Annotated in this window: 26 protein-coding genes; all 26 read left to right on the top strand. The window is 58.6% G+C overall.

What is annotated here, in order from left to right:
• Positions 1-12 precede the first annotated feature (12 nt).
• The gene (locus Q4T40_05155) at positions 13-1,683 is read left to right on the top strand and encodes a DnaB-like helicase C-terminal domain-containing protein (GenBank protein ID MDT8900627.1); all 1,671 of its coding nucleotides are present in this window, start codon (positions 13-15) and stop codon (positions 1,681-1,683) included.
• A 21-nt stretch (positions 1,684-1,704) separates the two neighbouring features.
• On the top strand, positions 1,705-2,154 hold the full coding sequence (locus Q4T40_05160) for a DUF5664 domain-containing protein (protein MDT8900628.1): 450 nt from the start codon (positions 1,705-1,707) through the stop codon (positions 2,152-2,154).
• A gap of 70 nt (positions 2,155-2,224) precedes the next feature.
• Positions 2,225-2,497 (top strand): hypothetical protein, encoded by a 273-nt coding sequence (locus tag Q4T40_05165; protein MDT8900629.1) that lies wholly within the window; start codon positions 2,225-2,227, stop codon positions 2,495-2,497.
• Positions 2,498-2,520: 23 nt separating this feature from the next.
• Positions 2,521-4,491 (top strand): DNA polymerase, encoded by a 1,971-nt coding sequence (locus Q4T40_05170; protein MDT8900630.1) that lies wholly within the window; start codon positions 2,521-2,523, stop codon positions 4,489-4,491.
• A 118-nt stretch (positions 4,492-4,609) separates the two neighbouring features.
• Positions 4,610-4,930, top strand: coding sequence for a hypothetical protein (locus Q4T40_05175; GenBank protein ID MDT8900631.1), 321 nt, complete (start codon positions 4,610-4,612; stop codon positions 4,928-4,930).
• A complete protein-coding gene (locus tag Q4T40_05180) occupies positions 4,927-5,094 on the top strand; it encodes a hypothetical protein (GenBank protein ID MDT8900632.1) in 168 nt (55 codons plus the stop codon). The genes Q4T40_05175 and Q4T40_05180 overlap by 4 nt, the downstream gene beginning before the upstream one ends.
• Positions 5,084-5,359: a DUF2829 domain-containing protein gene (locus Q4T40_05185; GenBank protein ID MDT8900633.1), complete on the top strand. Its 276-nt coding sequence runs from the start codon at positions 5,084-5,086 to the stop codon at positions 5,357-5,359. Before Q4T40_05180 ends, Q4T40_05185 begins: the two co-directional genes overlap by 11 nt.
• 67 nt (positions 5,360-5,426) lie before the next feature.
• On the top strand, positions 5,427-6,338 hold the full coding sequence (locus Q4T40_05190) for a hypothetical protein (protein MDT8900634.1): 912 nt from the start codon (positions 5,427-5,429) through the stop codon (positions 6,336-6,338).
• Positions 6,338-6,529: a hypothetical protein gene (locus tag Q4T40_05195; protein ID MDT8900635.1), complete on the top strand. Its 192-nt coding sequence runs from the start codon at positions 6,338-6,340 to the stop codon at positions 6,527-6,529. The genes Q4T40_05190 and Q4T40_05195 overlap by 1 nt, the downstream gene beginning before the upstream one ends.
• A 1-nt stretch (position 6,530) precedes the next feature.
• Positions 6,531-6,758, top strand: coding sequence for a hypothetical protein (locus tag Q4T40_05200; protein ID MDT8900636.1), 228 nt, complete (start codon positions 6,531-6,533; stop codon positions 6,756-6,758).
• The gene (locus Q4T40_05205; protein ID MDT8900637.1) at positions 6,758-7,018 is read left to right on the top strand and encodes a hypothetical protein; all 261 of its coding nucleotides are present in this window, start codon (positions 6,758-6,760) and stop codon (positions 7,016-7,018) included. Before Q4T40_05200 ends, Q4T40_05205 begins: the two co-directional genes overlap by 1 nt.
• Complete coding sequence (locus tag Q4T40_05210) at positions 7,019-7,258, top strand: hypothetical protein (protein ID MDT8900638.1); 240 nt, start codon at positions 7,019-7,021, stop codon at positions 7,256-7,258. It begins immediately after the preceding gene.
• Positions 7,252-8,028, top strand: coding sequence for a hypothetical protein (locus tag Q4T40_05215; protein MDT8900639.1), 777 nt, complete (start codon positions 7,252-7,254; stop codon positions 8,026-8,028). The genes Q4T40_05210 and Q4T40_05215 overlap by 7 nt, the downstream gene beginning before the upstream one ends.
• The gene (locus tag Q4T40_05220; GenBank protein ID MDT8900640.1) at positions 8,001-8,501 is read left to right on the top strand and encodes a hypothetical protein; all 501 of its coding nucleotides are present in this window, start codon (positions 8,001-8,003) and stop codon (positions 8,499-8,501) included. The genes Q4T40_05215 and Q4T40_05220 overlap by 28 nt, the downstream gene beginning before the upstream one ends.
• A 13-nt stretch (positions 8,502-8,514) precedes the next feature.
• Complete coding sequence (locus Q4T40_05225) at positions 8,515-8,724, top strand: hypothetical protein (GenBank protein ID MDT8900641.1); 210 nt, start codon at positions 8,515-8,517, stop codon at positions 8,722-8,724.
• Positions 8,714-8,914, top strand: coding sequence for a hypothetical protein (locus tag Q4T40_05230; GenBank protein MDT8900642.1), 201 nt, complete (start codon positions 8,714-8,716; stop codon positions 8,912-8,914). The genes Q4T40_05225 and Q4T40_05230 overlap by 11 nt, the downstream gene beginning before the upstream one ends.
• A gap of 35 nt (positions 8,915-8,949) precedes the next feature.
• Complete coding sequence (locus Q4T40_05235) at positions 8,950-9,096, top strand: hypothetical protein (GenBank protein MDT8900643.1); 147 nt, start codon at positions 8,950-8,952, stop codon at positions 9,094-9,096.
• A gap of 80 nt (positions 9,097-9,176) precedes the next feature.
• On the top strand, positions 9,177-10,727 hold the full coding sequence (locus tag Q4T40_05240; GenBank protein ID MDT8900644.1) for a portal protein: 1,551 nt from the start codon (positions 9,177-9,179) through the stop codon (positions 10,725-10,727).
• A complete protein-coding gene (locus Q4T40_05245; GenBank protein MDT8900645.1) occupies positions 10,727-11,563 on the top strand; it encodes a hypothetical protein in 837 nt (278 codons plus the stop codon). The genes Q4T40_05240 and Q4T40_05245 overlap by 1 nt, the downstream gene beginning before the upstream one ends.
• A 66-nt stretch (positions 11,564-11,629) precedes the next feature.
• On the top strand, positions 11,630-12,622 hold the full coding sequence (locus Q4T40_05250) for a phage capsid protein (GenBank protein MDT8900646.1): 993 nt from the start codon (positions 11,630-11,632) through the stop codon (positions 12,620-12,622).
• An 85-nt stretch (positions 12,623-12,707) separates the two neighbouring features.
• Positions 12,708-13,280, top strand: coding sequence for a hypothetical protein (locus Q4T40_05255; GenBank protein ID MDT8900647.1), 573 nt, complete (start codon positions 12,708-12,710; stop codon positions 13,278-13,280).
• Position 13,281: 1 nt separating this feature from the next.
• A complete protein-coding gene (locus Q4T40_05260; protein MDT8900648.1) occupies positions 13,282-15,657 on the top strand; it encodes a hypothetical protein in 2,376 nt (791 codons plus the stop codon).
• A complete protein-coding gene (locus tag Q4T40_05265) occupies positions 15,654-16,100 on the top strand; it encodes a DUF2833 domain-containing protein (GenBank protein MDT8900649.1) in 447 nt (148 codons plus the stop codon). Before Q4T40_05260 ends, Q4T40_05265 begins: the two co-directional genes overlap by 4 nt.
• Positions 16,101-16,102: 2 nt before the next feature.
• Positions 16,103-16,654, top strand: coding sequence for a hypothetical protein (locus tag Q4T40_05270; protein ID MDT8900650.1), 552 nt, complete (start codon positions 16,103-16,105; stop codon positions 16,652-16,654).
• Positions 16,655-16,657: 3 nt separating this feature from the next.
• On the top strand, positions 16,658-18,958 hold the full coding sequence (locus Q4T40_05275) for a hypothetical protein (protein MDT8900651.1): 2,301 nt from the start codon (positions 16,658-16,660) through the stop codon (positions 18,956-18,958).
• Between the two features lie 15 nt (positions 18,959-18,973).
• Entirely contained in the window at positions 18,974-23,425 is a 4,452-nt protein-coding gene (locus tag Q4T40_05280; protein ID MDT8900652.1) for a transglycosylase SLT domain-containing protein, read from the top strand.
• Positions 23,426-23,434 lie beyond the last annotated feature (9 nt).

A 23,434-nucleotide genomic window follows, 5' to 3' on the forward strand; every position in this document is an offset into this window, starting at 1 on the left:
GAGGCAGCGGCCGTGCGAGATTCGGTCATTGTCGAGGAACACATCCCTTGTCCAGACTGCGGCAGCAGCGATGCCCGTTGCAAATACTCGGACGGGCATTTCTTCTGCTTTTCGTGCAAGACCTACACCAAAGGAGAAGAAGAGGAATCCTACCACATGGCACCAGGGCGGAAGACCCCCGACATTATCCCGCCTGATGCCCTAACCCTCGGCCCTCTGAAGGCGCGGGGCATCATGCAGGAGACTTGCCAGAAGTTCTCCTACTTCACATCGAAAATTAACGGGCAACCCGTACAGGTTGCCAACTACTATAGAGACGGCCAAGTCGTGGGCCAGAAGATACGCTGGAAAGACAAGACCTTCCGCACCTTTGGTGAGGTGGGGGATGTGTTCTACGGCCAGCACCTGTTCCCAGGTGGAGGGAAGAAGCTCGTCGTCACCGAGGGCGAAATCGACTGTCTGACCGTCTCGCAAATTCAAGGAAATAAATATCCGGTGGTCTCAGTCTCTAAGGGGGCCGGCTCCGCCAAGAAAACCTTCAAAGCTAACCTCGAATGGCTTGAGAGCTTCGAGGAGGTTATCGTCATGTTTGACGAGGACGAGGCCGGCCGGGCCGCTGTCAAAAGCGTTCAGGGCCTCCTCAGTCCTGGTAAATTGAAGATCGCCACGCTGCCCCTCAAGGACCCTAATGATTGCCTCTTGGCCGGCAAGGCAGAGGAAGTCACGAGGGCCATCTGGAACGCGGCCCCTTATCGGCCCGATGGGATAATCAACGGGAGGGACCTCTGGGATCGACTCAACAAGAAAGTCGAGGACGACAAGAGTGTTCCGCTTCCGTGGAACATCAAGCTCCAGACGATGACCCGAGGAATCCGGCCTGGCGAGATCATCCTCGTCACCGCTGGCTCCGGGATCGGCAAGTCCACGGTGGTCCGAACGATAGCTCACTGGCTGGCGACCCACGAGAAGATCAAGGTCGGCACACTCATGCTTGAGGAGCCACCCGAGAGGACCGCTCAGGGCTTCATGTCGCTAACCCTGGGGGTGCCTGTGCATCTCGAATGGCAGAACGTGCCGAAGGAAGAACTGAAGCGCGCCTTCGACGAGACCCTTGGCCCCGGCAACGTGGTTATCTACGACCATTTTGGGTCCATCGAAGGGTCGAACCTCATCAACCAAATGCGGTACATGGCGAAATCCGAAGGTTGCAAGTTCCTGGTGCTCGATCATATCAGCATCGCTATAAGCGGGCTGGAAGGCGAAAACGAGCGCCGTATTCTCGATAACCTGATGACTGCGCTTGCCTCCTTGGCGCAGGAGACAGGAGTGGGGATCATCGTTATTAGTCACCTTCGCAAGACGGATGACAAGCGAAAGTCCCACGAGGAAGGCGGTACAGTGTCTCTCAGCGACCTGCGCGGGTCCGGGGCATTGTACCAGCTTTCCTTCACCGTCATCGCCCTTGAGCGGAACCAACAGGAGGAGGACCAAGTACTTAAGAACGTCCTCCGGGTCCGTCTTCTGAAGTGCAGACACACCGGCGAGACCGGCCTAGCGGGTTATCTCTGGTACGACAAAGAGAAGGACCAGCTACAGGCCGTGGAGGATATCGACGCCTTCATCGCAGAGAACTCAGTCGCCACTGAAGAGGAGGGAAGTACCTCGGAGAGGGGCGATTTTTAGATTCGAAATAAAGGAGGAGTAATGGTGATTAAAGGAGTCGGCCCAGATGCCCCCATCGTGACCAACGAGCACGGAGGCCGCCAGTCTGCGGTGCCCTATGCGTTCCACTTATTCGACCCCCAGGCCATCATCGCCACCGCTGAGGTCATGGCTTATGGGGCCACCAAGCACTCCCCGGACAACTGGCGGAAGATTACCGTGGAAGAGCACCTCAACCACATGATCGGCCACGCCTACGCGGCTCTGGCGGGGGATACCCAAGACGACCACCTCGGGCATATGGCAGCACGGGCACACATGGCGCTGGCGGTTGACCTGGAAAACAGGAGAAAAGGCGCTGAGGGCACTTCCACCAAGCCTGATGACAAATACTGCGAAACCTGTTACTTCAATTTTTGCCTGATAGATGAGGCATCCTGCGACCTCTGCGAGGCAGGCAGCAAGTGGAAACAGGCGCAGAAAAAAAAATAGCTGATCCATGCGGACCCTGCCGAGGCGGCGGAACGCTGTGCCAGCAATGTAAGCGAGAAGGAGCAACACCATGAAAAGCATGAGGACCCTTGAGGTCATCGAAGCGGTATCCGCTGGCATCGTAGAGATCGCCCAGGCGGTTGCCGATAGCGTCCAGAAGGCGGTCAAGGCGACCACCAAGTTCCGCTTCAAGAAGATGCGGAGCATGATGAACGACCAGATCAAGTGTCGTCGTCAGCGTATGACACAGATCGAACTGGAATATCTGAAGCTCGAAGGCGAAATGGGCCGGCTTGAAGATGCGGCTGCCGGCTACCAGGAAAAGTACCTCAACAGCAAGTAACCAAGTGGAGACTGGAGCGCCAGATGCTCCTTTTCGACATCGAGTCCGATGGTCTGCTGGATGACCTGACAAAAATACATTGCATGACTATCTCGGACCTGTCTACCCGGACCTGCTATCGGCCTGCTGAGGTCGAGCGAGGGGTCCGCAGGCTCCTCCAGGCCGTCCTCGACGATGAGCCTATTGGAGGCCATAACGTAATCAACTTCGACATCCAAGCGATCCAGAAGGTCTATCCCTGGTTCGTCATCCCTCGGGACAAGCGGCATCTCGTTGTGGACACGCTGGTCCTCGCCAGGCTCATCTACACGAACCTCGCGGACCTCGACGCGCCTCTCCTTCGCTCCGGGAAGCTGCCCGGAAAGCTATACAAGGCGCAGAGCCTGCGGGCCTGGGGGCATCGCTTAGGGGTCCTCAAGGGCGACTTCGCACTTCACACTGAGGAAGACGAAGAGAAGTGGGCCATCTTCACCGAAGAGATGCTCGCCTACAACGAGCAGGACGTGGCAGTCACGGAGGCCCTTTGGGCGCGAATCGCCGCCAAGGAATACTCCCCGGTCGCTATCGAGCTGGAGCATCAGGCCCAGTGGCTCATCAGCCAGCAGGTCCGCAACGGCTTCCCCTTCGATCAGTTCAAGGCGAAGGAACTGGAGGCTGTCCTTCGAGGTCGCGCTGCGGTTCTTTCGACTCAGCTCGGTGGCGAGGTCCCACCGATCCCCGATAAGGATTTCATTCCGAAGCGGGACAATAAGAAGCTCGGCTACATCGCAGGCGTGCCGGTGAAGAGATTCAAGACCTTCAACCCGAACAGCCGCCAGCAGATCGAGTGGATCGTCACGAAACACTTCGGTTATCTGCCGGGAAACCTTGACCTGTATAATCTCCCGGACGATGCTAAGGATGTCCCGGAGGATACCCTCAAGGCTGCCATCGCGGCCGGTAAGTATCCGCTCAAGGTCGATGAGACGACCTTCAGATTCATCCAGCACGACGCTGCTGCCCCGGAGGAGCTTCGCAAGATCGCCAGCACCTTTGAGGAGTACCTTACGGTATCCAAGAGGCTCGGCCAGCTCGCGGATGGCAAGGAAGCGTGGCTCAAGAGCATCGGAAAGGACGGTAACATTCATGGAAGTGTTATCACCAATGGCGCAGTCACCGGGCGGGCAACTCACAGCCGGCCGAACATCGCCCAAGTCCCGAAGGTTCTGCACGGAAAGGACGGTAGTGTACTCACCGGCTACGAAGGTCGTTATGGTGCCGAGTGCCGAGAGCTGTTCACTGTCCCTCCCGGATGGGTCCAGGCTGGAATTGACGCATCGGGGCTTGAGCTGCGATGTTTGGCGCACTTTATGGCCCCGTATGATGGCGGAAGCTACGCGGACACTGTTGTCAACGGAGATGTCCACACCCTAAACCAGCAGGCCGCTGGGCTGCCCTCCCGTGATAAGGCGAAGACATTCATCTACGCTTTTCTCTACGGGGCGGGCGTGACGAAGATCGGCAAGATCGTGGAGGGAACCGACCAGGATGGTAAGCGACTCAAGAAGGCTTTTCTTGAGAAGACCCCGGCCCTGGCGTCCTTACAGAAGGCAATCGAAGATACGCTGGTCGCGGAGATGTTCCGGGGCCGCGTCAGGAAGTGGCGGCGGAGGCACCTTAAGGGCCTTGACGGCCGCCTTTTGCATGTCCGTTATCTACACGCCGCACTCAACACCCTGCTTCAAGCGGCCGGGGCGGCCATCTGCAAGAAGTGGATCGTCACCCTGGAGGATCGCCTGGTAGCGAAAGGTCTGAAGCACGGCTGGGACGGTGATTTCGCCTACCTTGCCTGGGTCCATGATGAGGTCCAGGTAGCTTGCAGGACCGAGGAGATCGCCAAGCTGGTCGTCGAGACCGCCCAGGAAGCCATGAGGGAAACACAGGCTTTCTTCAAGTTCCGCGTCCAGCTCGATACTGAGGGCAAGATCGGCCCGAACTGGGCGGTCTGTCACTGAGGAGGAAAGTATGACTCCCATTCAGCTCGTCAATGCGGTGGGTTTCTTTCTGGTTAGCGCCGCCGCTATCAAGATTCTCTGGCTCATGTAGCCGAAATGAGAAGAGGAGGAACACGTCATGACCAACTTCAGGAAAACCGTTGCCCAGATCGCGAAGTCCACCTGGGAGGGTACTAAGACCCTTTTGGGCATCCGCACGAAACCCAAGGACAGGCACGCCTGGAAAGCGAAAGAGCAGCGCCCAGTGGTGATCCTGGCGTGCTCCGCCTGCGGCAAAGCTGGAGGAACCCTTCGGAATATCCGGGGTCTGCTGTTCTGCGAGCGCTGCCTCCGCGACAGGGCGGGCGTGGGTGTGTCCCTGAACAGGATCAGAGGCATCCTTCACTCACCCCGCAGGCTGCGCCGAAAACATGGCCTCTGCCGAAAGGTGGCTGTGTGATGGAGTTCTGTGCCTGCGAAACCTGCAAGAAGCAAGGGAGCGACATATGCGAGCACGAGTGCATGACCACGAACGTCTGCCGAGCGTGCCCCAACTTCTGCCGGTATCCTGCCTGCTACGAAGCGCAGCAAAACCAGGAGGAGGCGAATAGCGATGCCCGCTGAACAGGACAACCTCTTTGAGCAGCCCGGCCAGCACACCTTTAGTACCGCATTGGTGCTCCTAAAGGATGGCCGGAAGATGCGCCGCCTGGGCTGGTCCTCTCCTGGAATGTGGATAGCCCTCGGGAAGATGCCCGAAGCGACAATGAACGGGACGCCTATCGTGATGCGGCCCTTCTTCGCCATGCTTGGCCGGGACGGCAACTTTGCGGTCTGGTTTCCGGCAATCTGCGATATCCTAGCGGACGATTGGGTGGTGGTTGAGTAATGTTTGAGTTCTGTTTTGCGATCTTTGCCTACCTCCTCGGCGCGGCCATGGGAAGGTGGACAGCCTAATGGACTTCTTGGCCCTGACAGGGCGACCCAAGGACAAGTTCATCCAGTTTGCTCTCGACTTCAACAAAGTGAAACACCCGGAGCGCCTTACGTTTCCTCGACTCGCCTCGGAGAAGATCGACGGTGTATTCTGCCTGGCTCACAGGCACGAAGGTGACGTGACGATTTACTCACGAACAGGCGAGGTCTATACCTCCATGAGGCACATCGAGGAGGCCCTCAAGGACATCCTGGAGGATGGCGAGATCGTTATCTTCGAGGCGTGTGGGCCGATGGGGACCCCGCAGCCGGTCGTCAGTGGCTGGTGTCGGGACACCAAGGAACAACACCCTGAGCTGATGGCGGGCTGTCACGACTACATCTACATCAAGGAGTTTTTGCATGGAGGCCACGTGCTCTATCACCGGCGACACGCCATCTTGAAGGCGTGCGTTGATAACTGGCGCGCCTTCAAGGCCACCAAGGCAACCTACTGGACCCTCTTCTGCATAGCTCAGAAGCCTGTAGTGTCCCTCGACGAAGCCAAGGCATACGCCGAGGAAATATGGGCAGGTGGTGGTGAGGGCGTCGTTCTGCGGAACCCTGACGCCGTGTACCAACCGGGCAAGCGCAACGATGACATCATCAAGATCAAGAAGGGCGTCTCGTATGACCTGGAGGTCGTGGGCCTGAAGGAAGGCAAGGGCAAGTACAAGGATACCCTCGGGACCCTCGTGTGTCGCTGGAAGGATGGCAAGACAATCGAAATCAGCGGCATGACGGACGAGCAGCGGCGATGGTGGTGGAAGTATCCCCACATGATCGTTGGTAAGGTTGTCCAGGTGGATGCCATGTGCGAATCCTCCAAGGGCCTGCTGCGGGAGCCGAGATTCAAAGGGCCGCGCTGGGATAAAGAAAAGGGGGACTTCTGATGTTTAAGCCGTGGTTTCGCGCGCTGATTACCTTTCTCCCGTTCCGCGCCTGGCGTCTTTCGGTCGGCGTGGCGATTCTCCCTGCGTGTGTTGTCCACTACATCTTTATGGTGTTCCGCGAGTCGCTCGGGGAGTTTGCTGGCGAAGTCAGAGCATTATTTAGAAAACTCTGGCGATGGGAGGACGACTAAGGTGGGCAAAGAGTACGTCAACTGCGATCGCTGCGGCGCGCAATTTGAATCGGCCGCCCACGGGCTGTGTCCCCGCTGTACCAAAGAGGTGGTCATCGTCCCAAAGGCTGAATACGACCGACTCCAGGAGCGGGACAAATTCCTTTCCTGCCTTGAGGCAGCCGGCGTGGATAACTGGGAAGGCTACGAGGACGCCTGCGCGATGCGGGATGTTAGGGAGGATTCCTGATGCAAGTTACCTGGCGAGCCTGGCTTAGGGAGTTTTTCAGGATAACTCTCGACGTTGCAGATAGATGGGGAGGCAGGCTGGGCTTGGGATGCGTTGCTTCGGCGCTTGCCTACATGTTTACACTCCTCGTCTGCTGCTTTTTCACCGCCCTGGTATGGCCGTGGGCCTTCCTGTACGTTACCGCAAGGGTTCTATGGTTCTACCTCGGCGAGTTCTACATCTGGATCACCAAGAAACAAGTGGAGACCGGAAGCAAATAATTGGACGAATACATTCAGGTCCTGCTGAAGATCATCTTCAAGCCTCGGACCTTCCAGTGTGACTTCGCCCGCGAGCACGCGGCAAAAATCGCGGAGATGGCCTCGCGGGGTCACATCACCTGTATCCTGAACGGCCGGGTCTTTCCGAAATGGTACGGGACCAAGGCCGCGATGGATTTCATCACTCAGCACGGCGTTAAGATTGGCCTGGAGACGGAGAAGGAGGGAAGCAAATGCTGACCCTGCTTGTCGATGGCGACATGATCGTCTTCGAGATATGCTCCGCGATTGAGGTTCCTACGTGCTGGCCCTGCGAAGACGGAGAACCGGGAGACCTCTGGACCCTCCATGCGGATGCAGCCGAAGCTAAGGCCAAGGTTGACGACCGCGTTCAGTCTCTGGTCGAGAGGGTGCTCCGTAAGGTTAAACATAAGGGCGACTATGAGATCGTCCTCTGCTTCACCGACGAGACCAACTTCCGCAAGCGCATCCTTCCGACCTACAAGGCGAACCGCGCCGGCAAGCGCAAGCCTGTCTGCTACTACGGGGTTCGGGAATGGATCAAGCAGAACTACAAGGCGTATCAGCGCCCCGGACTTGAAGCGGACGACTGCATGGGCATCCTCATGACCAGCGCCAAGAACAAGACGATCCTCCTCTCTGGTGACAAGGACTTCAAGTCTGTGCCGGGGATGTTCTACGACTTCAAGAAGGATGTCCTGCACGAGACAACCGTAGAAGAGGCCAACTATTGGCACCTCTACCAGACGCTGATCGGGGACGTGGCGGATAACTACAAGGGCTGCCCCGGCGTTGGTCCGGTTGCGGCCGAGAAGATTCTCGCAAAGGGTGCAACCTGGGACGTGGTTCTGGGTGTCTTCACCTCGCGCGGGCTTTCGGAGGTCGAGGCGCTGACCCAGGCTCGGGTAGCAAGGATTCTCCGCAAGGAAGACTACGACTTCAACAAAAAGGAGCCGATTCTATGGACTCCCCGAACCGAGAAGAAGTAAAGCTGCTGGAGCGTCGGCTCCTTACGAGCTACGACTTCGATACCCTGGCGAACGCCCTCGGGGCGCATATGCTGCGGGAGGCTGAGAAGGGACACCCATTGAGGCACCTCATGGACCTCAAAAAGGTGCGTCAGTGGCTCATGTGGGGCTTCCGTGGCGATCCGTCTACGGGAGTCCTCGATGTATTCGAAGCCGGCGATGAGATAGTGGGCGCTCTGGGCTGGGCGGTAGCCCCCATTCCTTGGGGTCGCTACTCGGCTTTAAAGGAGCTTACTGTGTTCTCTGTTGGTCACGAGCGCGCCGGCTTCGGGCGGGTGGTTTTGGAGCGACTGCGGCATCTGGCGGACAAGCACAATTGTGCCATCATCGAAACCGGCAGCGCCCTTTGTACCGACCCCGCGCTTCTCAGGAACCTCTACATGGGCCACGGAGGCTTCCAGTGGTCCTATCCCAACTTCGTAAAAGTGCTTTAACAGGAGGCCACGCATGGACAGATTCATTGATGAACTCGACGACAAGACCCCGTACATCCCGCCCCTGGTGGTAAGCTGGCTCGAAGAGCGGCTTTCGCTCGGTATTTTGCTTGACGAGAAGGGGCCGGCCGATGGATTGGAACGTCTAGGTTTCCTAAAGGGTGCCCAGCACGTCCTTAACGTCCTGAAGGCCGCCCAGGCGAGGGCAACCAATGTGCTTTAAGATCGGCAGCTACCCGGTGCAGAATACCTCGCTAACCGCGCGGGACATCGTACCCCAGACCGGCTCGGCAACTCCCGACTCTCCGGTCCTCGGGACTGCTGGGGATTATTCTGGGACCCAAAAGAAGACCGGAAAGGATACCCTGAAGATTGACCTCGACGAGGACACCTCAAACAAGGTTGTCTTTTAGCAGGTAGAAAGGAGCGAATTGATGGGTGTTATCTCGTGGATTTTAGGGGCGGTCGCGGCCAAAAAGGCGGCATCGGCGGCCTCGCCTTCAGTCACCACGACCACAGCGCCAACCTCGGCAGCCTCGCCCGCAGCGGCGGCAGCAGCCCCCACAACGGCAGATACGGACGCGGATACGGCTAGAGCTATAATCCGCAAGAAGGGGAGAGGAAAATCCAGGCTGACGATTGACACCGGCTCCTCCTCGGGAGGGACCGGCCTGAATGTCTAACCCCGATTTCTTCGCCCCTGAAACGGTCGCCGGGATGTATAAGCGCCTCGCCGCCAAGCGGGAGCCTTATATCCGAAGGGCCGAAGAGGCTGCGCTCTACACGATTCCCTCGCTGTTCCCCAAGGAAGGGTCTAACGGCACCACTGAGTTCCGTAAGCCCTACCAAGCGTTAGGCGCTCGGGGCCTCAACAATCTCACCGCCAAGATTCTCCTTGCGATGTTCCCGCCGAATACCACATGGTTTCGCCTGGGGGCCACCGAAAAGGCGAAGGAGGAGGTCAAGCAGCAGATCGGCGAGGATGCGGCCTCCGAGCTGGACCACCGGCTCAGTCTCCGCGAGCAAAAGATTATGCGCTATCACGAGACCCGTCAATTCAGGGTCACGTTAGGGGAAGCGATCAAACAGCTTCTGATGGCCGGGAACGGCTGCCTCTTCATGCCTCCGAAGGAAGGCGGCATAAAGCTCTACAAGCTCAGTAGCTACGTGTGCGAGCGGGATGGACTTGGGAATGTTTTTAACCTAATCGCCGAGGACGTTCTCGCTTATGCGGCGCTCCCCGATGCCGTCCAGGAGCTGATCTCCAGGGGGTCCTCTCAGCACTCCCCGGATCAGGAAGTCAAGATTTACACCCGGACGTTTCTCCAGGATGACCGATGGATTTCCTACCAGGAAGTTGATGGTCAAAGCATCCCCGACTCCGGGCAAGATTACCCGAAGGACCTTTCCCCCTGGATACCCTTGAGGATGTCCAAAGTGGATGGTGAGAGCTACGGGAGGGGTTACATTGAGGAGCACATCGGCGACCTCGAATCCTACGACCGCCTGTGTCAGGCCATGCTTGAGTACGCGGCAATCGCCGCCCAGATCAAGTTCCTCGTCAACCCCAACGGGCAGACGCAAGCTCGTCGCCTGGTGAACTCCAAAAACGGGGACTATATCCCAGGCCGTAAGCAGGACGTAGAGGCCCTGACACTCGACAAGTTCGCCGATTTCCGCACCGCCAAGGAGCAGGCCGACACTCTCGCAGCGGGACTGTCGATGTCCTTCCTGCTTAACTCTGCGGTCCAGCGCCAGGCCGAGCGGGTCACGGCGGAAGAAATCAGGTTCGTGGCGAGGGAGCTGGAGGATACCCTCGGGGGCATCTACAGTCTTCTCAGCCAGGAGCTTCAGCTTCCGCTTGTCAGGCGGTCTGTGGTCCAGCTTCAAACAATGGGAGAGTTGGAAGAGCTGCCGAAGGGCACGGTCGAGCCAACCATCACCACCGGCCTAGAGGCATTGGGCCGGGGCCACGATCTCGAAAAACTGAAAACCTTCCTCTCCTACATGGAAGGAATCCCCGAGGCCGCCAGCTACATGAAGCTAGGCGGTCTTCTTACTATGGTCGCCACGGCGCTCTCAATGGATATCTCCAGCCTCGTCCGAACTGAGGAGGAAGTCCAACAGGCGAACCAGCTCGCGCTTTTGCGTGACATGCTGACCAAGGGAGCGCCTCAATTAGCCGGGGGCTTCGCCCAGGCGCAACTACAAGAAGGAGGTAAATAATGGTAGGCGAAGACATCAAAGCCACGCCCGAGGAAATCTACGGCAAGAACGCCGTAGTGGGCACAGTGGCGGACTCCGTTCAGGGTCAGCAGGTCACGATCCAGACGGCCGGCTCGCAGACTGTGAAAGTATCGGCCGAGGACCTCGTGAGCAAGGGTGCGGATGCCCCGAAGGCTGATCCTGCGGAGGAGCAAGCAAAAGAGAAGGCCCCGGAAAAGCCGTCCGGGACCGAAGAGACTGCTGAGAGTGAGACAGGTGAAGAGTCAGGCGAGGATGTCCTGGCGGCGGACCTTAAGGAACAACTGGAGGCATCCGCAGCGGCTGAGAAGGACCTGACCGAAAAGGGTCTCGACTTCAAGGCGCTTGAGGCCGAGTTTATGAACACCGGCACCCTCAGCGCGGCCTCGATGGAGGCCCTCGCCAAAGTGGGCTACCCCGAGCAGGTCGTCAAGGCGTATCTCTCGGGCCTGACGGCTACCGTCGAGCGATTCACGTCAAAGGTCTACGAGATGGCCGGGGGCAAAGAGACGTACAAGCAGATCACCGGCTTCATCAAGGCCCAAGGCAAGGGCCACGTGGACGCCTTCAACGCGGCCATCGACAGGGGCGACATGAAGAACCTGGAGATTATCCTCCGGGACGCCAAGGCGCAGATAACCGCAGCCCGTGGCACCGCCAACCCCACGATCACCGGGGGAACCAAACCATCCGCACCGGGCGGGTTTTCGAGCGAGGCCGAGCTGATCGCGGCCATGTCCGATCCGCGCTATGGGCGTGATTCCGCCTACCGCGCCAGTGTGGAAAAGAAAGTTGCCAAATCCACGATCTTCTCATAAAGAAGCCGTCTCACGCGGGCTTCTCTTTTATTGTCAAATCGCTAACACGAAAGGATGAATAACTGAATGAGTATTATCGTAGCAACCCCAGGCCGCGACGTTAACGCGACCACCCCTACCAATCTTGACTCCTTTATGAAGGTCTTCTCCGGGGAGGTCCTGACGGCTTATAGCCGCGCCTCCAAGACTGAAGGACGACACTTCGTCCGCACCATCTCGGCCGGTAAAGCGGCCAATTTCCCCGTTCTCGGCCGCACCACAGCCCGCTACCTTCCGCCCGGTAAGAGCCTTGATGAAGGGCGGCAGAACATCCCCGGCACCGAGCTGCCGATCCTGATCGACGGCCTCCTGGTTGCCGATGCGATGATTACTGACCTCGACGACGCGATGAACCACTTCGACGTGCGTGCCCCATATTCCACCCAGCTAGGAGAAGCGTTGGCCTATGCGGCTGACGGAGCTGTCGTGGCGGAGCTGGCGAAGCTCGTGGTGGCAGACGAGGAGAATCTTACCGGCCTCGGCAAGGGGGCAATCGTTGCTAAATCGGCCGCCGCTGGGACTGCTATCACCAGCGCCACGCTGGGCGCTCTATACCTGGACATGCTGCTCGAAATGCAGTACAACATGGACGCGAATAACGTCCCCGAATCCGACCGTGTGGCCTATATCGCGCCGGACGTGAGTGCCGCGCTCGTTAACGCAAAGGTCGTCATCAACAGCGACTATGGTGGTTCCTCGAACATCCAGGAGGGACGCCCCGTTCGTGTTGCAGGTTTCAACCTAGTGAACTTCCCCAACCTGACGCGGGGTGGAGCTTCGACCACGGACATCCTTCAGGGTGACGGCCACATCTTCCCTGCGACTTATGCCAGTACCGCGAAGATCGTCGCGGCCCACCGTTCGGCCGTAGGCACCCTGAAGCTGATCGGCCTCGGCATGGAGCACGCCCGCCGCGCCGAGTACCAGGCGGACATGTTCGTTGCCAAATATGCGATGGGCCACAGGGGCCTGAGACCTGAAGCCGTCCAGATGGGCACGATGACTATAGAGGCCGGCTAACTCTCAAGTAATACAAGGAGGGACCTATAGGACAACCTGTAGGTCCCTTTTTTACCTTATTTCAGTGAAAGGAGGCCACCGACTGATGCTCATCTCATCTAACGTGACCGTAGATGCCATCAACGAAATCCTGAGTGCCATCGGGGACGCCCCGGTCAATTCCATCGAGAACCCCACAAACGTCAATGTCATAAACGCCATCGCCATCTTGGAGCGGACCAACCGCAAAGAGCAGGCCCGTGGCTGGAGCTTCAACATCCGCGAGTCCTATACCCTCAATCCTGACACCACCACCAAGAAAATCCCCTGGTCGAACCTGTTCCTGCGAATAAAGAGCGCGGACGGGACGAAGTACGTGCGCCGAGGTGATTACCTCTACAACTTCACAGACCAGACCTATACATTCGAGAGGGCAATCGAGGTCGAGTGTATCCTCCTGGTGTCCTTTGAGGAAATGCCCGAGGCGATGCGGAGCTACATCACCGCCAAGGCCGCGCTGGAATTTCAAGTAAAGTACCAGGGAGATGAAGCCCTGACCGAAGAGCTGAAGAGAAACCTGGCGGATGCCTGGGCGCGCCTTCAGGAAGATGAAATGGACCTGAACAACTTCAACGTCCTGGACACCGCCGAGGTCGCCCTGATCGCACGGAGGCATTGATATGGCTTTCATTAGTCAGTCTATCAAGAACCTCCTCGCCGGGGTCAGCCAGCAGCCCGCCACGCTGCGCTACCCGGAGCAACTGGAGCACCAGGAAAACGGACTTTCGACCGGACCTGCCGGTCTTCAAAAGAGACCGCCAACTCTCCATGTAGCCGCCTTGGACGCCTCTACAATCGTTTCCGGGGTCAAGCCTCTTGTTCACCTCATTGAGCGCGATGCCTCCGAGCGGTATGTTGTGATGTTCAACGGGGAGGGGATCGCCGTCTGGGACCTTAACGGAAACCGCAAAACCGTGAACTATGCAGCCGGCACACAAGCCTACCTGGCCTCCGCAAATCCTAGAGAAGAACTCAAGGCGGTCACAGTGGCAGACTATACCTTTATCACAAACACCGCTGTCGAGGCGGCTATGTCCGAGGAAGTGGTGACAGACGTATGGGCCGCCCAGGGGGCGCTCGTTCACGTTAAGTCGGGGCAATACGGGCGGACCTATCAGATAATCATTAATGGGGCGGCTGTGTCGTCCTACATAACTCCAGATGGGTCCGACCCGACGCATACCGCAGCCATAGACACTAATCACATCGCCAGCGCCCTTGGGAGTTACCTCAACGCATCTTACGAGGTCGCCCAAAGCGGGGAGGGCTGGCTATATATCAGGCCCAAGACAGGAACCCCTGCCATAACCTCAGTCGAAACGAAGGACGGCTTCAATAACCAAGCCATGTTTGGGTTTCTCCAGGACACCCAGAAATTTTCCAATCTACCCTCCACCGCGCCGAACGGCTTCACGGTGCGGGTCCAAGGCGAGACCGGGAGTTCGGCCGATGACTATTACGTCAAGTATGATGCCTCGAATAAGGTCTGGAAGGAGACCGCCAAGCCGGGCATACTCAAGTCTTTTGACGCCTCCACCATGCCACACGTCCTGGTCCGCGAGGCTGATGGGGCCTTCACCTTCAGAGAGGCGGAATGGGACGGCCGCGAGGTAGGCGACGACGACAGCAACCCGCTGCCGAGCTTCATAGGCCGTAAGATTACTGACGTGCTCTTCATTAGGAACCGTTTAGGATTCCTTGCGGGCGAGAATGTCATCCTCTCGAAAAGCGGCGAGTTTTTCAAATTCTGGACATCTACCGCGACTGACGTGGTGGACACGGACATGATTGACGATGCGGTCCCTGACGAATCCGTAACCACTCTTCACTACGGAGTGCCTTTCAACGAGGAGCTTCTCCTCTTCAGCGCGCGAGGGCAGTACATCGGAAAGTCCGATACTGTATTCACCCCGAAATCCTTCAGGATAGATCGCACCACGCGGTTCGACTGTAACCCCCATTGTCGCCCCGTGCAGGCCGGCCGGCGCGTATACTTCGCCAACAGCCGCGCGGAATACTCCTCGCTCCTGGAGTATTACATCGTCCAGGATGTAACGGAGGTTAAGGACGCGCAAGATGTCTCCAGCCATGTCCCATCGTTCATCCCCAACACCGTACACAAGATACTGGGGAGTACCTCCGAGAATCTCCTGCTGTCCCTCTCGACCGGGGATGAGAGCCGTATTTACACCTATAAGTATTTGTTCAACGAGGCAACTCGTGTGCAAGCATCGTGGAGCTTCTGGGAGATGGGGGATGCGGCCATCCTGGGTGGCGGCTTCGTCGGTTCGACCCTCTATCTGCTTCTGACTCGCGGCTCCGGGTTGTACTTGGAAAAGATGCTCTTCACACAGAACACGAAGGACAACGATGTGGAGCCTTACCGGGCACATATGGATCGCAAGGCCGTAACGGCCCCTCTGACCACCTATAACATCCTCACGGATTCGACCACTGTGGATGTGCAGGGGTTGTACGGGGGCGGCTCCTTGCCTGCCTCCGCTACATATCAGGTGGTCCACCCGGACGGTATGGTTTCCCGCTGCGCCGCCTCCGCGATGACTGGCGGCACGATGCAAATACCCGGAGACCTCACGGGACAGCGAGTGGTCGTGGGGGAGGTCACTAACTTCAAAGTCGTTCTGTCCGAAATCATGATAAAGAATGAAGACGGAAAAGGTGGAGTCAAGGCGCGGAATCGGGGCAAGCTCCAAGTCAAAAGCGTCACTCTTCACTACGACAAGTCAGGCTACTTTAAGGTCTCCGTAGCGCACGCTGGCAAGCAAACCTTCGTCTATGAGATGACGGCCCGCCTCCTTGGGTCCACCAAGAACGTCCTCGGCGCTCTCCCTTTGGACACCGGGAGCATCACTGTGCCGGTTCAAGGAGACAGTCAGGACGTAACCCTCACCATCGAGAGTGATTGGCCGGCCCCTTTGGCCCTGATCGGTTTTGACTGGGAAGGGACTTACACTGAAAGGAGCACACCTCGATGATCGTCATCAAGCCCCTGCTCGTCAAGCACTTTCAGGACTTCATAGCGCACGCGCGCTTGAGTGACTTCGAGGAAGTGAAGGCGGCAACCGGCCAGCTTTTCCAAGACCTTCCCGCCGCTGATGTAGTCCTCGGGACCCGCGCGATCATCCGCGAAGAATCCGGCGAGGTACTTGGTATCGGTGGGTTGGAGCACTTCGGCGACCGGGCTGCTATCTGGGTCATGTTGACTACGCACGTCGAAAAGCACCCCATCGAGTTCCTTCGGTTTTCTAAGAAGTACCTCAAGGACACTATCTTCCGGCGCTACCGGGAGGTGGCGAACTATGTCCACAAGGACAATCGCCTGCACATCAAATGGTTGAATTGGCTAGGCGCGGAGTGGCTCCCCTTCGACCACGAGTGCCTCAAGCTGTTCGTTTTGTCAAGAGGGGAGGATGAGTAGCTGTGGGAGTATTGACAGCCCTCGGGACGGCCTTGGGGATTTATGGTCAGGTCGAAGCCTACAACGCACAGGGAAGGGCGGCCCAGCAGCAGGGCCAGGCGGCGATCACCAACATGAACTACGCCTTTCAGAATTACGAGATTCAACGGCGGGATGCGTTCGATGCGGCGGTTGAGCAGATCGCAAGCACCCGTCTCAACGCGCAGAGCTTAAACGCCGGCGCTGATGTGGCTATCAACGAGAAGCTCGGAGCCGGCCGCACGGCGACCCTTCTGAAGCGTTCTGTCCGGGGGGATGAAGCGAGAAAAGTGGCGGCCATCCAGTCCAACTATCAGCAGAAATCCAATGAAGTTGATCTGAATAAAGAGGCCCAGCTTATCTCCACCAAAAATCGCATCGCCAACATCAAGACGCCGAGCAAGACAGCCCTCATGGTGGGTGTCGCGTCCTCATTGGTGAAGGGTGTCTCTGCGATGGAGGAGCAGCGCCTCCATGCGGAGGAGAACGACCTGGACTGGGACTTCTGGGGCGGAGCAAAGAAAAAGGGAGGTTAAACTGTGGCAGACCTTGTAGGAGCCAGTATTGGAACTGAAAAGCAATTCGCAGGGAATCCCGCAGGTCTCTACCAGAAGCGCCTTACCGGCGTTTCGGTGGATACTCCCACGGCGTCAGGGATGGACCTGGCGAACGCCCTCGGAGTGCTGGGGGACACTCTCGCTTACGAGGGAGTGGCCTCCGAAAAGCGCAAGGAGAAGTCAGGGGTTGCGGCGGCGGAGAGGATCGCAGCGGCGGCTTCTGAGGAAGACCTAAAGAAACTCACCGCCATTGAGCTGATCGGCAACTATGGCAAAGATAGGGAACTTCAGGATAATCCATACGCTGTGTCCACCATCGAAAGGATGCGCGGGCGCTACTTCGCGGCCCAGCTTAAGGATGAGTATGCGTCCTGGCGGCTCCAGCAGCCAAAGCTGAAGTCGGCAGATGAAGAACTTCAACAGTTCAACAAGTTTCGGCAGGAACACTACGCCAAGGTGGGCGATGTCTCCCTGGATAGACAGGCGTTCGACCGGGGGTATAACGAGAAGAACCTTGTTAATCAGCTTGACTTTGCCAGTCAGTTTCGGACGGAGCAGGCCCTCGAACTGAAGGCCATCCAAAAGGGGAGCGCAAAGGCTGCCCTTGGAGAACTGATGAGTCATTACTCCGCGCTGCCCCCGGAGGATTTCATTAAGGGCCTGAATAATGTCTTCGCGGACGCGCGCATCTCCTGGATGAGCATCCCGGAACGCATGGAACTGGCCCAGGAAGCCTTTAAAAGTATCGCCACAGCCCCTGGGGACTACGAGCGAATCAAGAAGGTCGCCTCGGAGGTCATTATCGGGGTGGACCGCAACGGTAAGCCAGTGAAGGCCGGCGACAACATAGATATCGAGCCATTCAGGCTGGTGGCGGAACAGAGGACAGCGAGCATCTTCGGGGAGCGCGTCCAGCGGAGCCTTGAGGACCTCCAAAAGATGTCCATTCCCGAACAACGCGCGCAGTACGCCAAGTGGCAGCGGGAGGACCCCGCCTGGTTCAATGTCATGGCCCCCTACCAGGACAACGCCTACAAGTATCGCCGCGCCCTGGAGCAGAAGGCGCAGGTATCAATGGCCCGACAGATGACCACAGCGACCGCGCAGACGATGCAGAGTAGTATTATCCAGCGCCAACTCCGCGCCTATCTTGAGGGGTCCATGACGGATTCTTCCGGGGACACCGTGGCAGCTTCTAAGGGAGCCTTACCCACGCCGGGGGTTCCGGGCGTGGATGTCAACGGCAACCCCAAGACGCAGAAGCTGACCTGGGATGACGCTTTCCTCAACGCAACCATCCGCAACGAAATTGCTACCATCCAGAACTCTGCCACGTTGTCCGAGGATCAGAAGACTGCCGAGGTTATGAAGCGCGTGCTGTTCCCACCCTTCGAGGACTTCAGGAAATCCTTGAGGATGACCGTCAATAGTGCCGTGGATAGCTTGGCGGTCTCGAAGATTACGACCAAGGCGGACGGCGCTGTCGAGCTGCCTCCTGCCCTTCAGAAAGCCCTCGACATGAGCAGGGTGAACCCCGAGGCGTTCCATAGTATCGTCGGTGACGAGGCGTACCAAAAGGTGGAAACGATCAAGCACCTGGCGCAGGGCCTCAATGGCGACTGGAAGCAGGCCGTGGCACTTTATGCGCTAGGCCGCGAGAACTCCAAAGACAAAGAGTTCGTCAGGCTCAAGGATAAAGAGCTGGCGGATGTCCTTAATATCACTCGCCTGGATGGCTTCAAGGACCTGGACGGTAACCTTGTGAAGGCGGACGTGGCGCTCGGAACGAACCGCCCGATCATGCAACGAGTGGAGGAGATCGCGAAGTGGCTGGTTTACGCCGGCAAGGCCCCTGCGGACGCCGTGGTGATGGCAAAGGACAGCGTGCGGCAGACGATGTACGTGTGGGAGAGCGCCGCGATGCCCAAGCAAGTATTCGCGGGGATCAATACCGACCGCAAGGCGGAGATCGGAAAGAAGGTCCTTGAGGATTACATGAACGAGTTCCTCCAAAACACCGGAACCGAAAGGAAGTATGTAGCTGTTTCTTACATGCCCGACGAGAACGCGCTGGTGTTTCAGGGCGGCGGCGGGTATATGAAGAGGACGGCCAACGACATCGCGTATTCCGGCAATCTCTATCTGGGCGGGCCACAAGAGAAACGCCCGCGCATCCCCACTATATCGGCCGAGGATGTGAATCGACAGAGGGCCGCAGCGGAAGCCGCGAACGTTGATAACGGCGCGAACCTTTCGAGCGAATCACAAAGTACGCTGCCATAAGAGGAGGCGTTTAAGGTGGACCTAGAGCAATTCATAGCGGAAGCCTCGCAGGCCGAGGGGGTTCCCGCAGAGGAAATCCGGGGGATTATCCAACAGGAATCCTCGGGTCGCCATTACCAGGAAGACGGGGCTATCCTCACCTCCTCCGCAGGGGCGCGAGGCTACATGCAGCTCATGCCCGGAACCGCAGCGGAGCTGGGGGTTAATCCTGACGACCCCCGAGAGAACGTCCTCGGTGGAACCCGCTATTACAAGCAGATGCTGTCGCGCTTCGGTGGTGACAGGGAGATGGCCCTGGCGGCCTATAATGCAGGGCCGGGGGCTGTGGAGAGATATGGTGGGGTGCCGCCCTATCAGGAGACCCAGGAGTACGTGAAGAACGTCCTCGGGAATATCTCGGGGAAACCTTATGACTGGCTCTCTCAGGGGTCCGATGCGAACGCCTACGGGACCCGGCCAGGGATAATCCCGGAGGTCGAGCCTGACCCTCTTACTTTCGCCTCCTATCTCGGGGACAAGTTCCTTGATTCCTGGAACGATTCCTATCTCGGAGGGACTGCCCGTACTATCTGGGCTAATATTACCGGCCCTGATGCTGGCCGTGGTTATCTTCCGGGCGATTACAAGGTCTCGCAGGATGACATAGGCTATGTTACGAAGGCCCTACCGGATGACCCTGCGGGGCAGCGATGGGTTCTGACGCGCGCCCAGAATCCTTATCACCTGGTCAGCCTCATTCAGATGAAGCAGGAAGACGCCAGACGGCGCGAGAGAATCGAGGCGTACCAGGGCAACTGGGCGGCCTACGGCGCAGGCTTCCTCGCAGCGGCGGCAGGGACGGTTACTTCCGACCCCACCGCGCTCCTGCCCCTCGGTCAGCAGGCGGTCATGGCGAAGGCCCTGGCAAAGCTCGGTCCGGTGGCTTCCAGGTTATCCATGAGCAAGCTGCTGCGATACTCGGAACTGGCCGCCGAGAACGCCCTCATCAACGTGGCCGAACGGAAGGCCGCAGAAGTTGGCGGAGGCTATCAGCAGGACTACACCGCAGCGGCCCTGGTAGGAGGCGCAGCAGGAGGGATTCTAGGTGCCCTTGGGGATGCCATAAGGACCCGCAGCGTGCAGCGTGTGGCAGCCGCAGCGGACAACGCGGAGTCACACGCCCTGGCACACACCATGGGCCTGCCCTTGCCTAACGAGGTCCCGAAGATGCGCGATGCCCTTCAGGGTCTCCATGATGGGGCCTGGGCGAGGGGCCTGAAGTCAAAAACCCTGGATGCCCTGGAGGCGTCCGGGAAGGTTATGGCCGTGGCGAAGGCGGACCTCAAGGCACTCGCCAAGCGCCTCGGGGTTGACCTCCCAGAGAGCGTGGGGGCCTTCCACAAGGCTGATGAGGACCTGACCGTAATCGTCAAGGATGGGCTGCCCGAGGGCGTCAACATAGACAACCTCCTGGCCCACGAGCGGGGCGTCCACGCGGGCCTCAAGGGTCTCCTCGGGGACACCGGCTATGAGACTCTGCGGAGGACCGTAAGGCAACACATCGAGAACCCTGACGAATCCTGGCTGGCTGCCATCAAGGCCACCCCGGAGGGCGGCTGGGAGGAAGTCCTCGGTCACTGGATCGAGAGAGCCGACCTGACCGATTCGACCTTCAGGAACCTTCGGAACATCACCATGCGGGGTCTGCGGAAACTCGGGGCCTCCTCGGGATTCTCCGAGGGCGAGATCAAGACTTTCGTCAAGCAGGCCCTTGCGAATGAAGCCACGGCCGCTACCGGCTACCGAACCCTCGGAGATGGAACAGTAGTTCTGAACGGCCTCCGGTTCTCCGCTGCGAACGTCTTTAACCCGAACATCATCGGGCATATGATCGACCTTGAGGGACCACGGAGGGGCATGAAGGCAAAGATCACGGGTCTCCTCGATGACATCAGCAAGTGGACCGAGGAGGGCTGGTACTACGGGACGCCCTTCGGGGTGCTCACGAACTCCCCCAGTAAGATCGGCCGACAGTTCGCTGCGGATGTCCTCCAGGATGCTCGCCTGCGGGACCGGGAGAGCGACCTCGTGATCTCCATCGAGGCGCAGCGGGACCGAATCAAGCGGCAGCTCGACACTCACTGGGACAGCTTCACAACGGCACGGAACGAGTGGATAGGAGGGACCGTCGCTTCGATGGGTCCCCTTTCCAATGCCCGCCGCCTCGACTTTAACAAGGCCGTCCGGGAGTGCTTCAACGTCACCTACACGAATAACACCGCAGGGATTATCCGCAAGGAGTGGCCTGCGGAGGTGGTCAAGGGGGCGAAGGCGCTGAAGGCCCTCCGGGATGACATGGTGGGGGTCGCGAAGGCTTCGGCCGAGATGTTCGGAGTCAAGGGCAAGAACCTCGTTGCCAAAGACTGGAAGGCCCTGGATGACGAGCTGTGGCGAAAGCTGGACGAGGACAGGTGGCTGTCGTTCGTTAATCGCTTCCCGAACATACACGACAAGGGTGGCGCGGTGGATTTCCTCACGGAGTACGCGAAGGCGGCTGTGAAGCGAGACAAGGTGCAGGAGAAGCTCCTGGCTGAGAAGACCGCGAAGTACGAGCGCGACCTGAAGCGGTGGGAGGACAAGACTGCGGACCTGGAGGAAGGAGCGACTCCCCAGGCCAAGCCTGTCCAGCCGGAGGTCACTGAGAAGGAGATCGACGAGTGGGTCGATAAGGAGGCCCGTAACTGGGCGATGGGTGTGGGCGACCAGAACCTCTCCAACCTGGAACGCTTTAAGGCTGACCGGGATGGGAACCACGTAGCCTACACGGACCCCATAGATTTCCTCAACGAGAGATTTCCGATGGACACCTCGAAGGTCGTGGAGGCCCCCTGGGGCGAGTTCAGCTACGACCTGCACCTCCGCTCGGACGACCTGGACAGGATGGTCCCGAGGATCATCAACAGGTTCTCCGGGGAGGCGGCCCTCCACAACAAGTATAAGGACACCGCCGCGATTGCCCACGAGCGGGCGCTCCTGGCGCAGGCCCTGGAGCACGGAGTTACGTTCAAGCAGATCACCCGTAGAGACGCGAAGAGAAACCTGTACGCAATGGATGAGGCTCTTCTTCAGATTCGCGGCCTCAAGCGGGATGAGGACATCCGCAGCAAGGCCCACGCGCTGGCGCAGACCCTACGTGGGCAGGCGTACTCTCAGAATGGCTCTAACATGGGCATGAATCAGCTTGGGGAGCTGGGCGGGGCGATTGCTTATGTGGGCCTGAAGGCTGCCCTTCACTTTGTCCCGACGTTGGCCCGCGAGCTGCGCGACATCCGACTCGGGCGGGGGACAGGCAAGTGGGTACAAGAGACCGAGAAGGAAATCTTCGGAGAAACCCTGGAGGCTAAGATATGGAAGACCTCGTGGGACTCCCGACTGTGGGCAGACGCAAGCACGCAAGGCTCGAAGCTGGCCTATCTGGACTACGCCAACGCAGGCATTAACTATGCCAGTCGCCTCGTGTCAACCGTCTCGGGGTTGCCTAAACTCACCGATCTGATGCTCCGAGGGATTCGCCAGGACACGATCATCGACTCCCTGGAGTGGGCCGCAGGCAAGCGTGTGGGCTGGTTCAGGAACCCCTTCAGCGAGAAGAAGCTGAAGGCGGCCGGCGTTGACCAAGCGTGGGCGGACAAGATCAAGGCAGACCTCAATAAGTATGTGGAGAGGGACGCCAAGGGGACCCTGAAGGGTTTCCTCCAGGATGCCTGGATCGCAGAATCCCCCGACACGTACTGGCGGTGGGTGCAGGTAATCGACAATCAAAGCCAGCGCGCGCTCACTCAGAACACCATCGGCAACCGGAATATCCTCGCCAACAGCGGCCCGAAGTCCAGACTATTCTTCCAGTTCAAGGACTTCAACCTTCGGGTCATGAACAGCCAGCTCGCTCGGGTCCTCACGCACCGCGAGATTGACGACTGGATGTCCCTGATGTGGTCTATGGCTACCAACGCTAAGGTCTACGCGGCCCTCACGATGGGGCGGGCCTGGTCGTACTATGCGGACGATGACGGAAAGAGGAATCAGTACCTGGACCGGACCCTTTCGCTTGAGCGGCTGGCCTCTGCGGCCCTTATCAGGAGTACCATCGGCGGGGCCGCTTCTTCGCTCACGGATGTCTACGAGCTATACTCAGGGGTCCCGACCTTCAGGACCACTGTGGATCGTTCCACGAGTCGGCCAGGTAATCGAGACTTCAGCGACATGGCCGGGGACGCCATCGCGCAGCTTCCGGGGGTGAGGGCGGCCACAGATATCGGGGTTGCGGCTGGGAGCGCCGGTCGCCTGGCGTTCACCGACAAGGCAACCCAGAAGGACCTGAAGAATCTCTTCAGGCTCATGCCCCTACAGAACAGCATCCCAATGCTCCGGGCGGCCGAGTTCATGATGGACGAGACGGGCCTGCCTGAGAAACCCTTGAGGAGATAGGAGAGGATA

It is taken from the genome of Selenomonadales bacterium 4137-cl, from assembly GCA_032334055.1.
GTDB classification, from domain to species: Bacteria; Bacillota; Negativicutes; order Sporomusales; family UBA7701; genus Anaeroselena; species Anaeroselena agilis.